Here is a 14,154-nt window from a genome sequence, read left to right on the forward strand (position 1 = left end):
AAGAGAAGGCCCCTAAAGAATCAACCTTTCCACTCAACGCAAGACTTACTCTTACTCATATGCGATTCCCCTGCCCCTTGAGGGGGAGACAGAGGGGGGCGCCGTGGAGCGTCGATTTCAGCCCAACAGCTGCTTGCTCAACCTCGCACACTGGACGCGGATATCCGGAATGGCGTCGATCTCGAAGAAGGTCCCGCGGGTCAACGGGCCGACGGCGAGGATCTTGTCGGACACGCTGCCGTCGCCGGCGATGATCTCGCAATTGGCCGACACGTCGAGGCCGATGCGCAGCGGGTCAGGCCGTGCCAGGCCGCGATCGACCAGCGAGCGCACGACGCTGTTCGACGAGGTCGAGATGTCCCTGACGATACCTGAGCAATCATAGATGCGGGCGACCTCGAACGCCTCGAGGCGCTGGGTGTGGCGCGACTGGATCTGGACGGTGAATTCGCCATTCTTGGCGATGTCAACGACGCGGCCGGCGACCAGGCGGATGCGGCCGGATTGCACGGCCTGCGTCACCTGCGCATAGACCTCGGGCGCCATGCGATGGCGATGGATGTCCCACCAGGCCTTGGTATGCTCGACAAAGCGGCGCTTGGCGGAAGCCGGCCAGTTCTGCCAGATCTTCTGGTTGAACGGCCGCAGGCCGTCGACGACGTCGCGCCAGTCGATCCCGGCCTTCTGGTTTTCCCTGATCAGGTCGCGGAACCAGCCGACGAAGTAGGACAATTGGGTGCCGAGCGGAATGTCGGCAACGTCGAGCTTGATCGGATTGCCCTTGCGATGCGGCGAGGGCAGCAGGCCGCGCCTGGACACCGCGATGATGTCGCCGCGGTGGCCGCGCTGCTCCAGCGCCAGGAACGCGTCGACCATGCTGAGGCCGGTGCCAAGCACCATGACGCTCCTGTCGGGGGCAAGTGCGGTATCGGCTTCCGAGCCCATCCTGATGGCATGTCCTTGCGCCGGCTCCTCGTCATGGCCGGTGGCCAGCACGGCCAGATGCGCAACGACGCTGGTGCCATTGGCCAGCGCGACCTCGACACCGGAAGCGGTGGGCGTGATCGACAGGCTTTCCTCGTGGATCAGACGCAGGCGGCCGCTCTGCTTTTCGCGCGCCTCCAGATCGTCGAGCAACTCGCCGAGATAACGGGCATAGATGCTGCGCGGCGCGTAGACCGGCGCCTGGTCCGGTCTTGCCAGGCCGCGCTCCAGCAGCCAGCGCCAGAAATTGCCGGGATCGTCGGCATAGGCGCTCATGCCGGCGGCGCTGACATTGAGCACATGCGCCGACAGCAGCGTCGAATAGGCGATGCCCTGGCCGAAATGCGGGCGCTTTTCGATCAGCGTGACGCGCAGGTCGGGATTAGGCGATTTCAGCAGATGCGCGGCCAGCACGACGCCACTGGCGCCGCCGCCGACGATGATGATCGAGTTGGCGCGCCCGGTCATAAGCATGCCCGCAATGTGCGCGGCGCCAGTGTCAGGCCTGGACCTTCACGCCGACCGCCAGGTCCACTTCGCTCGCGACCGGAAGGTCGTCGAGGGCGATGTCGCGCATTTCGGCGAGGCTGCGCTGATCGAGCACCTCGGCGATCGCCTGCCGGACCTCGAGCATCAGATGTCGGACTTGGCATGTCGCCTCGTTGCAATCTTCACAGCGCTGGTACTGGGTGCGGCTGGCGCAAGGAATAGGCGCCAACGGCCCATCAAGGACGCGCACGACATGGCCGACCTTGATCTCGTCGGCGGGGCGCGCCAGGCGGTAGCCGCCATCCTTGCCCTTGCGACTCTGGACGAAGCCGGCATTGCGCAGCTCGCCCAGGATGGCGTCGAGAAACTTCTTCGGGATGTTGTTGCCGGTGGCGATGTCGTTGACGAAGGCGAGCTGTCCGGCCGGCAATCGCGCGAGGTGGACGAGCGCCTTGAGGCCGTACTTACCCTTTTTGGTGAGCATGAAATCAAAATTTCTCTGTCATGCGACGGCATGGAACCGTCGGTTGCGCAACGCCCGGCACGCGTCCCCGCCGCGTCCAGACTGCCATGACACATAAATTCTAGTGACATGATGTACAAGCCGAGAAATGTTGATTTTGCTTCGTTTTCAAGCCGCTGCGGCCGTTTTAGCCTTACTTTGTGCCCTCGAAAGCACAAAAATGCCCTTTGAGAGCAGCGGGATAGCAAATGGTCCTCCAGGGCCGGATGTGGTCGGCATCGGCTGACGCGACGGCGAAAGTCGATTCACACCGCTGACGATCATGGTGACGTGGTGGTCGCTCATCGCCGAATCCAACCCTCTCATGTCGATAAGAATACTATACTTAGCCTCGAACTCGCGGAACATGTTTTCGAATCCGTGGCTGTTTGGGGTATGGATTTGCCTGATGTGGATTGATGGGGGAATTTAGGTTCGTGATCGGCGGCGCAGAATTGAGAGGCTGTCCCGCCGGCATTAAAAAGGTTCGCCCTGTCGCGACGCCTGATGTTTGCCCGCGGCAGCCGCCCTATCCGCTTCGCCACCCCGCACCGACAGCTTTTTTCTAACAAGCCCGCCTTGCTTGGAAGGATTTAACTCTACAAGAACGATAGAATTAGCTGACTATCATGGGGCATTCCGGTTTTTCTCTTTTCAGGAGCCCTTCATGTCCACCATTTCGCGACGCATTGTTCTGCTCTCGTCGGCAGCACTTGCCGGAGCCGCCTTCCTCGGCCCGGCCTTTGCCGACGACCTCAAGATCACCATCGGCTACCAGACGGTGGTTGAACCCTCGAAGGTGCCGCAGGCCGACGGCGCCTATGAAAAGGCGACCAAGGCCACCATCGACTGGCGCAAGTTCGATTCCGGCGCCGATGTCATCGCCGCGGTCGCATCCGGCTCAGTCGATATCGGCTATGTCGGCTCGAGCCCGCTGGCGGCGGCGGCAAGCCGCGAGCTGCCTATCCAGACCATCTTCGTCGTCGGCCTGATCGGGCAATCCGAGGCGCTGGTCGCGCGCAACGGCGCCGGCATCGAGAAGGTCGCCGATCTTGCCGGCAAGAAAGTCGCCGTGCCCTTCGTCTCGACGACGCATTACAGCCTGCTCGCGGCGCTGAAGCATGAGGGCGTCGATCCAAAATCGGTCGAGATCCTCAATCTCAGGCCACCGGAAATCGCGGCGGCCTTTTCGCGCGGCGACATCGACGCGGCCTATGTCTGGGATCCGGCACTCGGCCAGATCAAGACCAGCGGCAAGGTGGTGCTGGATTCCTCGCAGGTCGCGGCCTGGGGCGCGCCGACCTTCGACGCCTGGATCGTGCGCACCGACTTTGCCGCAAAGAACCCCGAGGCTGTGCGCGACTTCGTCAAGGTGACGGGTGCGGCCTATGCCGAGTTCCTCGCCAAGCCGGATGCCTGGTCGGTGTCGTCGCCGCAGGCGGCGGCGATCGCCAAGCTCACCGGCGCCAAGCTGGAAGAGGTGCCGCAGCTGCTCAAGGGCTATGTCTTCCCGACGCTGGAAGAGCAGGCTTCAGACAAATTCCTCGGCGGCGGAACGGTCAAGGCGATCGAAGCGGCGTCTGCCTTCCTCAAGGAGCAAGGCAAGATCGACTCCGTGCTGCCGGACTATTCGAAATACGTGTCGTCGAAATACGTCACCGAGGCGCTGGCCTCGAACTGAGGGCCTGACGCCAAACGAACGCGCGCGGATCTTCTTCCCAGACGCCGTGTGCTGACTGCCCCGGAACCGCCGACGAGGAGCGGCTCCGGGGCATTTGAGTTTCCTTTAAATCTGCGAGGCAGCCATGCCGCATCTCGTGCTCGACCCCCATCTCGCCCTGGACAAGGTCTCGATCCACTATGACGGCCAGCCGGCACCTGCCGTCGAGCGGGTTTCGATCGATGTCGCCAAGGGCGACTTCGTCGTGCTGGTCGGCCGCTCCGGCTGCGGCAAGACCTCGCTGCTCAACGTCGCCGCCGGCCTTGTCGCGCCGGCGCGTGGGCGTGCTACCATCAACGGCAAGCCGATCGCCGCGCCTGGCTCGGACCGGGCTGTGGTGTTCCAGAACGATGCGCTGTTTCCGTGGCTGACCGCGCGCGAGAACGTTGCCTTCGCGCTGCGGCTGCGTGGCATCAGGCCAGCCGAACGGGCGCGCCGCGCTGATGAATTGCTTGAGCTGGTGAAGCTCGGCGGTGCCGGCGACAAGCACATCTGGGAGCTTTCCGGCGGCATGCGCCAGCGCGTCGGCCTGGCGCGCGCCTTGGCCGCCGAACCCGAATTCCTGCTGCTCGACGAACCGCTTGGCGCCCTCGATGCGCTGACGCGCGAACGTATGCAGACGACGCTGCTCGATCTGTGGACGGCAAGCGATGTCGGCGTGCTGATGGTGACGCACGGCATCGAGGAAGCGCTGGTGCTCGCCACCCGCATCGTCGTGCTGGCGCCCGGCCCGGGTCGCGTGGTGCGGAGCTTCGAGCCGGGTTTCTCCACGCGCTATGCGGCCGGCGAGGCTATTCGCACCATCAAGGCCGATCCGGCATTCGCCGCAGCGCGCGGCGAGTTGACCGACGCTATCTTCGAAGGAGAAGCGGCATGACCGTTTCCTCCTACACGGAACGGCCGGCACACAAGATCGACGAGGCTGATGGCCTTTCGGTGCCGTGGTCGCGGCCAAGGCCGAAGCGCCATGGCATTTCCGCCCGCGCGGTCAGCGCTGTGACCATCCTGGTGGTGCTGGCGGTGTGGGCGCTGTCGGCCCGCCTGCAACTGGTATCGCCTGTGTTCCTGCCGTCGCCCGTGGCCGTATGGAACAAGTTCATCGTCGTCGCCCGCGACGGCTTCGTCGATGCAACGCTGCTCCAGCATGTCGTCGCCAGCCTGGGTCGGGTCTTTGCCGCGCTGGTCGCCGCCATTGTCGTCGGCGTGCCGGTTGGTCTCGCCATCGGCATCAGTACCATTGGGCGCGGCATCTTCGATCCGCTGCTGGAATTCCTGCGGCCGATCCCGCCGCTTGCCTATCTGCCGCTGGTCATCATCTGGTTCGGCATTGGCGAGCCGTCGAAGATCCTGGTCATCGCCATCGCTATGCTGGCACCTATCGCGCTGTCGACCGCCTCGGGCGTTCGCGGCGTCTCGCAGGAGCGCATCAACGCGGCGCGCTCGCTTGGCGCGACACGAGGACAGGCGGTCCGCCACGTCATCCTGCCCAGCGCGCTGCCCGCGATCCTGACCGGACTGCGCATCGCGCTAGGCGCCGGCTGGTCGACGCTGGTCGCCGCCGAACTGGTCGCGGCGACGCGCGGCCTCGGCTTCATGATCCAGTCTGCCGCCCAGTTCCTCGTCACCGACGTGGTGGTGATGGGCATATTGGTGATCGCGGCCATCGCCTTCGTGCTCGAATTCACCATCCGCAGGATCGAGCGCGTGCTTGTCCCGTGGGCGGGACGGGAGTGACTGGAACCGGAAGAGCAGGAGAGAGTGATGACGCATTCCACCATCGTGCTGTTCGCCCAGGTCCGCAACCGGCTTCTCGCCTTGACCGGGGACAAACCGTCGCTTGAAAATGAACCCAGGTCGCCAGCGCCTGTGCGCTGGGATGCCGAGCCCGACCGGCTGCCGCCGCGCGACGAGAGTTTTTACTGGGCCTGGCAATACTGGTCGCAGTGAGGGGGCGGGGCACCAACGCAAGCGATGGAGATGAGCGGCGACCCTTCGCGCCCCCCTCTGCCCTGCCGGGCATCTCCCCCTCAAGGGGGGAGATTAGCAGCTTCAGCCTCGCTGCCTTCTTTCGATGATGGAGATTGGCGAAAGCAGTGATGACGGCCAATCTCCCCACTAGAGGGGGAGATGTCCGGCAGGACAGAGGGGGGGCGCCACAGATCGCCAGCGCTGGTTCTGCAGCTCACCCCCGCGACCGGTTCGCCCAGACCAGCCCCACCAGTCCGACCAGCACGGTGACGAGGCCGACATAGAGCCATTGCGACTGGCCGGTCATGAAGCTGCCGCCGATCGCGCCGATGCCTTGCAGTGCCCACAGCGCGCCGATGGCAAGCACAATCAACGCCAGCAGATTTTTGGCTAGTCTCATTGCCGGATCTCCCTTTTGAAGTCGATCGAGTACGCCGCTACGGCCGCGATGGACGAGCCAAAGGAAGTGGCCCGATCGCGTCAACTTCTACTTGGATATTTATGCTCGATCTTGTCAAACAAATCCCGGATACCGGCACGAAGATCATCAGGAATTGATCATCTCGCGCCGGAAAATCCCTGACAGACTGTTACCCAGCGACTCCAAACGTGTGATCTCGCCACGGAACCGACAGATGATTGCCGCATTTCCTGCCTTATTTGGCTCCTAACGGCTGGGGTCTGCAAGAAAACGGAGCCATCCCCCAAATATGAAGAACTCGAAACAGACCGCGCTTGTCGCGGTAACGGTCGTTGCTGGCCTGATGGTCGGCGCGTCTTCGGCAACCGCCGCGGCACAGTGCGGACGCGCCTCCTGGTACGCCCTGCACTCGAAGACCGCCTCGGGAGAGCGGATGAACCCGTCGGCAATGACCGCCGCGCACCGCACTTTGCCCTTCGGCACCAAGCTCAGGGTCACCAACAAGAACAACGGCCGCAGCGTCATCGTGCGCATCAACGATCGCGGACCGTTCATCAGAGGTCGCGTGCTCGACCTGTCGAAGGGTGCGGCCGGCGAACTTGGCTTCATCGGCTCCGGTCATACCGCCGTGTGCATGGCGCGCGTCTGATCAGGCTCGGGTCCGGCTCGGATCGGACCCGCTGATACCGGCGTCTTCGCAGCCGCACACTGAGCCGGCTCGCGCCGTTCAGGGCCGATTTTCAAAGCCTTGAACCAAAGAAGCATTCATCACGCCACGTGACGTATTGCATCGCAGCAATTAGTTGTTAACTTCGCCACGGGACATTTAAGGCTCGGCGCTGCTCGTCGTTCCTTCGGTCGCAGCAGCAGCGGGGTTCTCGATGTTCTACCAGCTCTATGAAATGAACCACGCCGCCATGCAGCCGGCGCGCCTCTATGCCGATGCGGTGCGCCTGCTCTACACCAATCCGCTCAATCCGTTTTCCCACACGTCCTGGGGCCGTTCGGTCGCGGCGACCGCCGAATTGTTCGAGCGCACCACGCGTCGCTACGGCAAGCCGACCTTCGGACTGGACAAGACCGTGGTCGACTGGAAGAGCGTCGATGTTAGCGAGAAGACGGTCTGGTCTCGGCCGTTCTGCAATCTCGTTCGCTTCGAACGCTCCGTTCCCGCCGGGCGCAAGCCCGATCCAAAGCTTCTTATCGTGGCGCCGATGTCGGGCCACTATGCGACACTGCTGCGCGGCACGGTGGAAGCCATGTTGCCCCATGCCGACGTGCACATCACCGACTGGGTCGATGCCCGCATGGTGCCGCTGGCCGACGGCAGCTTCGATCTCGACGATTATATCGACTACATCATCGACATGCTGCATGCGCTGGGCCCCGACACGCATGTGATGGCGGTTTGCCAGCCCTCAGTGCCGGTGCTGGCCGCCGTGGCGCTGATGGAAACCAAGGGCGATCCCTTCGTGCCGTCGACGATGACCCTGATGGGCGGGCCGATCGACACCCGCCGCAATCCGACGGCGGTCAATCTGCTGGCGCAGGAAAAGGGCATCGACTGGTTCCGCGACAACGTCATAATGACCGCGCCTTGGCCGGTGCCGGCCTTCGGCCGCGAGGTCTATCCGGGCTTCCTGCAGCTGTCCGGCTTCATGAGCATGAACCTCGACCGCCACATCATCGCCCACAAGGACTTCTTCATGCACCTGGTGAAGCATGACGGCGACAATGCCGAGAAGCACCGCGACTTCTACGACGAATATCTGGCAGTCATGGACCTGACGGCGGAGTTCTACCTGCAGACCGTCGACACCGTCTTCGTGCGACAGGCCTTGCCCAAGGGCGAGATGACGCATCGCGGCACCAGGATCGACCCGTCTGATATCCGCAATGTCGCGCTGTTCACTGTCGAGGGCGAGAACGATGATATTTCCGGCCTTGGCCAGACCAAGGCGGCGCATGATTTGTGCCCCAACATCCCCGCTGAACGGCATGCCCACTATATGCAGCCGGCGGTCGGCCATTACGGCGTGTTCAACGGCTCGCGCTTCCGCTCCGAAATCGTGCCGCGCATCGTCGATTTCATCACCAGCTATGGCCGCCAGAACCGCGTTGCGGTGAAGCCGAAGCTGGTTCGTACCGCCAAAAGCTAATCCATGTCGCGCAAAGGCATGCCCATGGGCGTGACCCGAGGTCGCAGTGGTTTTGGGCCAAAACATACATAAAACAAGGCCTGGAGGCGACCATTCGGGCGATTCGGCCGGCAAAAACCGCAGGCGATTCTGTTGCACAAGTGCCGCCGTCCAGCCCCTCGGGTAACCATGCCGACAATCCGACCGTCGTCGTAATTGACATGGACTGTAAATCCCCCTTAACCTTTCGTTAATAACAAAGGGTGAGCGGGGACAATGATTTCCTCATCAGTGGCGCGAAGGCTGCGCGTGTACGCGGCGGCCGGTCTGGCAGTAACGGGATGCTGGATGGCACCGGCTTTGGCGGCCGGAGCGATGGCGACCGGGGGCCTCACCTCGCAGCCGATCGGCCACTATGATTTCTGCAAGCTGCATCCGAGCGAATGCTCGATCCACCCAACCGATCTCGCGCCGGCCCCGATGACCGACGGGCTGATGCGCAAGCTTCTCAACGTCACCGCCAGGGTCAACGCCGCCGTCAAGCCGATGAGCGACATGGACATTTACGGCAAGGACGAGGTCTGGGCCTATCCTGACAAGGGCGTCGGCGATTGCGAAGACTACGTGCTGGAGAAGCGGCGCCAGCTTTCGCGCATGAGCATCTCGCTTGCCGATCTGCTGATCACCGTCGTGCGCAAGCCCGACGGCGAGGGCCACGCGGTGCTGACGGTGCGCACCGACATGGGCGACTACGTGCTCGACAATCTGACCGACAAGGTCAAGCCATGGGACGCGACCGGTTACCGCTTCCTCAAACGGCAGGCGATCGACAACACCGGCCGCTGGGTCTCGATCCGCGGTGGCCAGCAGGTGCTTGTCGGCGCGGTCCAGTAGCCGACAGTCGTGACGCAGCCTCCCCGCTTCGTCATCCTAGGGCGAAGCAAGGAGCGAAGCGAAGCGGCGCAGACCCTAGGATACATGCCGTGAGGCCGATGAAGAACAAGCCGCGTAGAATAAAGGCTCTGTTCCGTAGCGATCCTTCCCAACCACCTGTATGAGCAAGGTTCCGCACTGCCGCGGCGCTCGTAACTCGCGGCATGTCCCTTGGGCTGCGGAGCAGCTCCAGGGGTCTGCGCGTCCGCTTCGCTCCCGCTCCGCCCGTGGATGACGAACACGGGGGAGACCGCCGAGCAAATTTTCACATCCCTCCGTGAACCATTCCGTCCCGGCCGACGACACACAGCCGTGAACCGAACCCAACCATGGAGACTTCAAATGACTGCCTTTCTGCGCAACACCTTTCTCGCCGCCATCGCCGTGTCGGGCCTGGCCGGATCCGCTTTGGCCGATCAGACCATTCCAGGCTGCGCCAACAGCAAACTCAATAACCTGTGGAGCGGCCGCTGTTGCGGCATCGGCACATCGGACTGCCTAGGCGGCGAAAAAGGTAACCACGAGCATCACGACAAAGGTGGCCGGGGAAACAATGGCGGCACGGCCGGCAAGAAATGATCTCAGACAGTTGCCCGCTGGCGGTTCGCCGGCGGGCACTCTTTGCGATCAGGCTGACGCCCGTCGCAAGATCCGGCTGAAACAGGTCACACCCGCCGACCCAGCGCCGTGCGGATCGATGCGGTGATGCGGCGAAGCTCCGCTTCGTCGAGCTTCTCGATGTTCTCGGCCAGCAGATTGGCCAGTTCGGTGGCGGCGGGGGAAAGACCGGCCGTATCGAGCTTCACGCGCGGATGCGAGGCTTCGGCCAGCCGCGCCAGTTCCTCGGCGTCGTCCCAGATGACGTTGAAATAGCCGATGATCTTCTGGATCAGCGTCCAGGTCGGCGCCCCGCGCCTGCCATGCTCGAGCGCCGACAGATAGGCGGCACTGACGCCGATCGCCGCCGCCATGTCCTTCTGGCTGACGCCGCGTTCGCTTCTCAGCGCCCGTAGCTTCTCGCCGAACGGGGTCATGAACGCGCCCTCCGCAGTCGGATATAAAGCGCGCCCGAACCGCCATGGTTGCGGGCGGCGTGGTCGTGGCTGGAGACCAGCGGGCGGAAAGCAGGCGTCGACAGCCAGGCCGGCACGGCGCGCCGCAACACGCCGTCGCCGCCGGAGGATGATCCCTTGCCGGTGATCACCAGGACATAGCGGATGCCGCCGGCATGCGCCCGGTGCAGGAACGAAAACAGCAGCGAATAGGCCTCGTCCTGGGTCAGGCCGTGCAGATCGACGCGGCCCTCGATCGGCAGCCGGCCCTTCGACAGCTTGTCCAGCGTCGGCTCGTCGAGCGCATGCGCGACATGCTGGGTCTTCGGCTTTGCCGCGCCGGGCGGATTGGCAGCGGCCGGCGCCGCTTGCGCCAGTGTCGGCCTGGCCTCAGTGGCAATGTCGGGAATGTCTACGGCGATCCTGCCCTTCAGCGGCTTGGCCGTCCGCGCCACCAGGTTCCACAGAACGCGGTCGTCTTCGCTGAGTTTGTCCGGCCGGCGGATCATCGATTCGACCCCGAAACAAGCGCGCGCGGCACCAGCGCGTAAAAATCCGCCGCATTGCGCACCACGCCCGCGATCTCGCCGGCCGCATCGCCCGAACCGGCGAACAGGTCACCGCGCGCGGGCCCGGTGATTGCCGAACCGGTGTCCTGCGCGATCATCAGGCGCCGGAACGGTCTTGCGTCGAACGCCGTGAGCGACGGTGCGTCGATGTAGAACGGCGTGCCGAAAGTGTGCAGCAGGCGGTCGACGGCAATCGATCGTCCCGGCGTCAGCGGCACCTTGGCAGCGGCAATCGGACCAAGGGCAGCGTCATCGACATCGGCCTCGCGGAAGAAGATGTAGGAGCGGTTCCGCCACAGGATCTCGTCGACGCGACCCGGATGCGCCCTGAACCAGGCGCGGATCGACTGCATCGTCACCTCCGCCGGCGGGATTTCTCCCAGTTCGCTCAATAGCTTGCCGGGTCCGGTGAAGCGCTGGCCGGATTTGGCGGCATAGGTGACGCGGACAAGCCGGCCGTCGGTCATGTTCAGTCGGGCCGCGCCCTGCACGTGAATGAAGAAGGCGTCGACCTTGCCGGCCAGCCAGGCGATTTCCAGGCCCCTGCCGTCAAGCGCCCCGCGCTCGATCTCGCCGCGATCAGGATATTCGACCAATCCGTCCCCGGTCTGGCGGGCGAAAGCGAGGTAAGAGTCCAGTCCGGGCGGCCGGTTGCCGTCGTCGATGTCGACGAGATCGGCCGGACGGCTGAGCAATGGCACCGAAAACCGCTCCGTTCGCACCGGCGACGCTTCGACCACAGGCTCGTAAAAGCCGGTGACAAGGCCGGCGCCGCCGTTCTCGGCGGGGATATGCACGGGCGAGAAATGGCGCTCGAAGAAAGCCCGGGCTTCCTTTCGATCGAGAAATACTGACCGATTCGCCGGCGAAATGATGCGAGCCTCGGCGTAGGCTTCGGTGAAGGCACCAAAATCAATGCCGAGCGCACCGCTGCGATACGGCTTGGTCAGGACGCGAAAGGCCGAGCGGCGAAAGGGGGCGAAGGCCGCCAGATGGTCGTCATCGTTCCAGCCAGGGAGGTCGGCAAAAGATTTTCCGACAAAGAGGGGCGATAGCGACACCGGAGCCTCGCCGCGTGTTCCCTAGTCTTCTTCCTCGGTGGCGACGAGCTTCCAGTTGGGATCGCGCGAGCGGGTGTCGCGGGCGAAGGTCCAGACGTCCTTGACCTCGGCCACAGTTTCCGGGTCGCCGTCGATGACGGCGCCCGCCTTGTCGCGAGTCGCCGAAATCAATTCGCTGATGATGCGCAGCGTGACATGCGCCTCGCCGCCCTTCATCTCGGCCGAGACGATGTCGGCCTTATCGATCCCGACGAAAGACGACTGGATCTTTTCCGCCTTGGCCTCGCGCTCGCCGATGGCAGAGACAAAGCCGTCAAAGACCTCGCGCGACAACAGGTTCTTCAGCGTTTTGCGGTCGCCGTCGGCATAGGCCATGACGATCATCTCATAGGCCATCTTGGCACCGTCGACGAAACTCTTCGGCTCGAAGGACGGATCATTGTCCTTGATGGAGCGCAGACCCTTGTTCAAGTCGGTGTCGGGCTTGGCAAAGGCGTCGATCGCCGCATAGGTATCGCCCGCGGGCTCGCCCGGCAGACGCTTGCGCGGCAGCGAGACGACGTTCTCGGATTTCTGGGCGGCATCCTTGTCGCCGCTGCGGGCCGCCGTATAGGGATCGAAGGGCGGCCGTTCGCTGCCGGTGCGACGGCCCAGCACATTGCGCAGCTGGAAAAAGATGACCACCGCCGCAATCAGGAAGAAAATCGTGCCGAAGTCGAAGAAACCCATATCTTCCGCCAATCAATCCCTGCCCTGTGGCCGGACCGTCAGGCCCAATGGCCGCGGTCGCATAGCGTTCAACATTCAAAGCATATAGAACGCAAGGCGCAATCATTCAAATCAAAGGCAGGCATACCTATCTAACGGCCTCAGTGCCAGCGGCGATTGCTCGCCGCCGAAACAATCGAACGGTCAAAACGATCTAAAAGGTTGCCAAGACTTGCGCATTTCATTCCTTCCGCTTTTTGTCCTGGCGCTTCCGCTGCTGGAAATCGCCGGCTTCGTCGTCGTCGGTCGCCAGGTCGGCGCCTTGGCGACGGTCGGCCTGGTGCTGGCGTCGAGCATTGCCGGCGCGCTGCTGCTCAGGCATCAGGGTTTCGGCGTCATGACGCGTATCCGCGCCGAAATGGACGCCGGCCGCGATCCGAGCCGGCAACTCGCGCATGGCGCCATGATCGTGCTGGCGGCGATCCTGTTGATCATCCCCGGCTTCATCACGGACATTATCGGCCTGCTGCTGTTCCTGCCGCCGGTCCGCGATCTCGCCTGGCGCGCGTTGAAAGGCCGCGTCGTGCTGGCCACCAGTTTCTCGACCGGCGGTTTCCGCGGCCGGCAGCGCGACAAGACCATCGACCTCGAGGATGGCGATTATTCGCGCGAAGACGACTTCAAGCGCGGACCGGACCACAACTCGCCCTGGCGCCGCCTCAAGGACGATTGAAGCCGCCCCTGGCGTCATCCCCGGAACGGAGAAGCAAGGCGGCAAACCTTGTCTTGTCATCCCTGCCATGGTAGCGAACGCCCGATTTCAATTCGGTCAGCGACGCTGCCCAGGCAAGAGGACGAAGGCTTATGGCCAGCAAAGATGACGCGCCGGTCGGCGCAGCCAACGGAAACGGCAATGCGGCGCAGCCGTCGCTCAACGTTCTGGCGCAGTATGTGAAGGACCTTTCCTTCGAGAGCCCCGGCGCGCCGAATTCGCTGCGCGGCCGCGACAAGGCGCCCGGCATCGCCATCAACGTCAACGTCAACGCCAACCCGCTCTCCGACAAGCAGTTCGACGTCAATTTGACGCTGAACGCCAAGGCCTCCTTCGACCAGGAAGTCCTGTTCAATGTCGAGCTGGTCTATGGCGGCGTGTTCGCCATCGCAGGCTTCCCTCAGGAACACATGCTGCCGATCCTGTTCATCGAATGCCCGCGCCTCCTGTTCCCCTTCGCTCGCCAGATCATCGCCGAGGCAACCCGCAATGGCGGCTTCCCGCCGCTGATGCTCGACCCGATCGACTTCGCGCAGATGTTCCAGCAGAAGCTGGCCGAGGATCAGGCCGCTTCCAAGGTCAAGGTGAGCTGAGGCCTGCCTGCCACCGATTGTGAAAAGCCCGGCCTCGCGCCGGGTTTTTTGTTGAAGGCTGGCGGGACAACCGAGGCGTCGGAGGGACAGCACCCCCCTCTGTCCTGCCGGACATCTCCCCCGCAAGGGGCAGGGCTATCGCATATGAGTAAAGAGCTTGAAGAGGAAGTCTCTGTTCCATCTGGCTCTTCGCATCTTGCTGGCGATGGGTTTGTCGAGAGGATGGGCTTGCAAGATGTTTTGG

The 14,154-nt window shown here is 63.5% G+C and carries 18 protein-coding genes; 10 read left to right on the top strand and 8 right to left on the bottom strand.

Annotation, left to right across the window (positions count from 1 at the left end; all coding sequences use genetic code 11):
• Positions 1-117: 117 nt before the first annotated feature.
• The 3 genes from NKJ90_RS32350 to NKJ90_RS32360 form a co-directional block, all read right to left on the bottom strand.
• Positions 118-1,452, bottom strand: coding sequence for an FAD/NAD(P)-binding protein (locus tag NKJ90_RS32350; RefSeq protein WP_023763084.1), 1,335 nt, complete (start codon positions 1,450-1,452; stop codon positions 118-120).
• Positions 1,453-1,483: 31 nt separating this feature from the next.
• Positions 1,484-1,957, bottom strand: coding sequence for an RrF2 family transcriptional regulator (locus NKJ90_RS32355; RefSeq protein WP_023763085.1), 474 nt, complete (start codon positions 1,955-1,957; stop codon positions 1,484-1,486).
• Positions 1,958-2,104: 147 nt separating this feature from the next.
• A complete protein-coding gene (locus NKJ90_RS32360; RefSeq protein ID WP_023763086.1) occupies positions 2,105-2,344 on the bottom strand; it encodes a hypothetical protein in 240 nt (79 codons plus the stop codon).
• Between the two features lie 298 nt (positions 2,345-2,642).
• Here NKJ90_RS32360 and tauA point away from each other — a divergent pair, with 298 nt between their 5' ends.
• From tauA to NKJ90_RS32380, 4 genes are all read left to right on the top strand, one after another.
• Entirely contained in the window at positions 2,643-3,656 is a 1,014-nt protein-coding gene (tauA, locus tag NKJ90_RS32365) for a taurine ABC transporter substrate-binding protein (RefSeq protein ID WP_023763087.1), read from the top strand.
• A 124-nt stretch (positions 3,657-3,780) separates the two neighbouring features.
• The gene (locus tag NKJ90_RS32370) at positions 3,781-4,572 is read left to right on the top strand and encodes a taurine ABC transporter ATP-binding protein (RefSeq protein WP_023763088.1); all 792 of its coding nucleotides are present in this window, start codon (positions 3,781-3,783) and stop codon (positions 4,570-4,572) included.
• A complete protein-coding gene (locus NKJ90_RS32375) occupies positions 4,569-5,429 on the top strand; it encodes an ABC transporter permease subunit (RefSeq protein ID WP_023763089.1) in 861 nt (286 codons plus the stop codon). Before NKJ90_RS32370 ends, NKJ90_RS32375 begins: the two co-directional genes overlap by 4 nt.
• 27 nt (positions 5,430-5,456) lie before the next feature.
• Positions 5,457-5,642, top strand: a complete 186-nt coding sequence (locus NKJ90_RS32380; RefSeq protein WP_023763090.1) for a hypothetical protein — start codon at positions 5,457-5,459, stop codon at positions 5,640-5,642.
• 235 nt (positions 5,643-5,877) lie between these two features.
• Here NKJ90_RS32380 and NKJ90_RS32385 read toward each other — a convergent pair whose 3' ends face one another.
• Positions 5,878-6,063, bottom strand: a complete 186-nt coding sequence (locus NKJ90_RS32385; protein ID WP_352487685.1) for a hypothetical protein — start codon at positions 6,061-6,063, stop codon at positions 5,878-5,880.
• Between the two features lie 310 nt (positions 6,064-6,373).
• Between NKJ90_RS32385 and NKJ90_RS32390 the strand changes: the two genes are divergently transcribed.
• The 4 genes from NKJ90_RS32390 to NKJ90_RS32405 all read left to right on the top strand — a co-directional run bounded on the left by NKJ90_RS32390 (position 6,374) and on the right by NKJ90_RS32405 (position 9,734).
• Entirely contained in the window at positions 6,374-6,733 is a 360-nt protein-coding gene (locus tag NKJ90_RS32390) for a septal ring lytic transglycosylase RlpA family protein (RefSeq protein WP_023763092.1), read from the top strand.
• A gap of 232 nt (positions 6,734-6,965) precedes the next feature.
• Positions 6,966-8,243, top strand: coding sequence for a polyhydroxyalkanoate depolymerase (locus tag NKJ90_RS32395; RefSeq protein ID WP_352487686.1), 1,278 nt, complete (start codon positions 6,966-6,968; stop codon positions 8,241-8,243).
• A 255-nt stretch (positions 8,244-8,498) separates the two neighbouring features.
• Positions 8,499-9,116, top strand: coding sequence for a transglutaminase-like cysteine peptidase (locus NKJ90_RS32400; protein WP_031261456.1), 618 nt, complete (start codon positions 8,499-8,501; stop codon positions 9,114-9,116).
• Between the two features lie 381 nt (positions 9,117-9,497).
• Entirely contained in the window at positions 9,498-9,734 is a 237-nt protein-coding gene (locus tag NKJ90_RS32405; RefSeq protein ID WP_023763095.1) for a hypothetical protein, read from the top strand.
• An 86-nt stretch (positions 9,735-9,820) separates the two neighbouring features.
• On the opposite strand, the gene NKJ90_RS32410 is transcribed toward NKJ90_RS32405, so the two are convergent.
• The 4 genes from NKJ90_RS32410 to NKJ90_RS32425 are packed head-to-tail and all read right to left on the bottom strand — an operon-like array spanning position 9,821 to position 12,566.
• Complete coding sequence (locus NKJ90_RS32410) at positions 9,821-10,189, bottom strand: helix-turn-helix domain-containing protein (RefSeq protein WP_023763096.1); 369 nt, start codon at positions 10,187-10,189, stop codon at positions 9,821-9,823.
• Entirely contained in the window at positions 10,186-10,716 is a 531-nt protein-coding gene (locus tag NKJ90_RS32415) for a Smr/MutS family protein (protein WP_023763097.1), read from the bottom strand. Before NKJ90_RS32415 ends, NKJ90_RS32410 begins: the two co-directional genes overlap by 4 nt.
• Positions 10,713-11,837: a murein transglycosylase A gene (mltA, locus tag NKJ90_RS32420; protein WP_023763098.1), complete on the bottom strand. Its 1,125-nt coding sequence runs from the start codon at positions 11,835-11,837 to the stop codon at positions 10,713-10,715. Before mltA ends, NKJ90_RS32415 begins: the two co-directional genes overlap by 4 nt.
• A 21-nt stretch (positions 11,838-11,858) precedes the next feature.
• Entirely contained in the window at positions 11,859-12,566 is a 708-nt protein-coding gene (locus NKJ90_RS32425; protein WP_023763099.1) for a Tim44/TimA family putative adaptor protein, read from the bottom strand.
• Between the two features lie 211 nt (positions 12,567-12,777).
• Here NKJ90_RS32425 and NKJ90_RS32430 point away from each other — a divergent pair, with 211 nt between their 5' ends.
• Together NKJ90_RS32430 and secB are read left to right on the top strand one after the other, a co-directional pair.
• Entirely contained in the window at positions 12,778-13,278 is a 501-nt protein-coding gene (locus NKJ90_RS32430) for an FxsA family protein (protein ID WP_023763100.1), read from the top strand.
• 131 nt (positions 13,279-13,409) lie between these two features.
• Positions 13,410-13,910 (top strand): protein-export chaperone SecB, encoded by a 501-nt coding sequence (gene secB / locus NKJ90_RS32435; RefSeq protein WP_023763101.1) that lies wholly within the window; start codon positions 13,410-13,412, stop codon positions 13,908-13,910.
• Positions 13,911-14,154: the final 244 nt, after the last annotated feature.

Source organism: Mesorhizobium sp. M0051 (assembly GCF_040323235.1).
Taxonomy (GTDB): Bacteria; Pseudomonadota; Alphaproteobacteria; order Rhizobiales; family Rhizobiaceae; genus Mesorhizobium.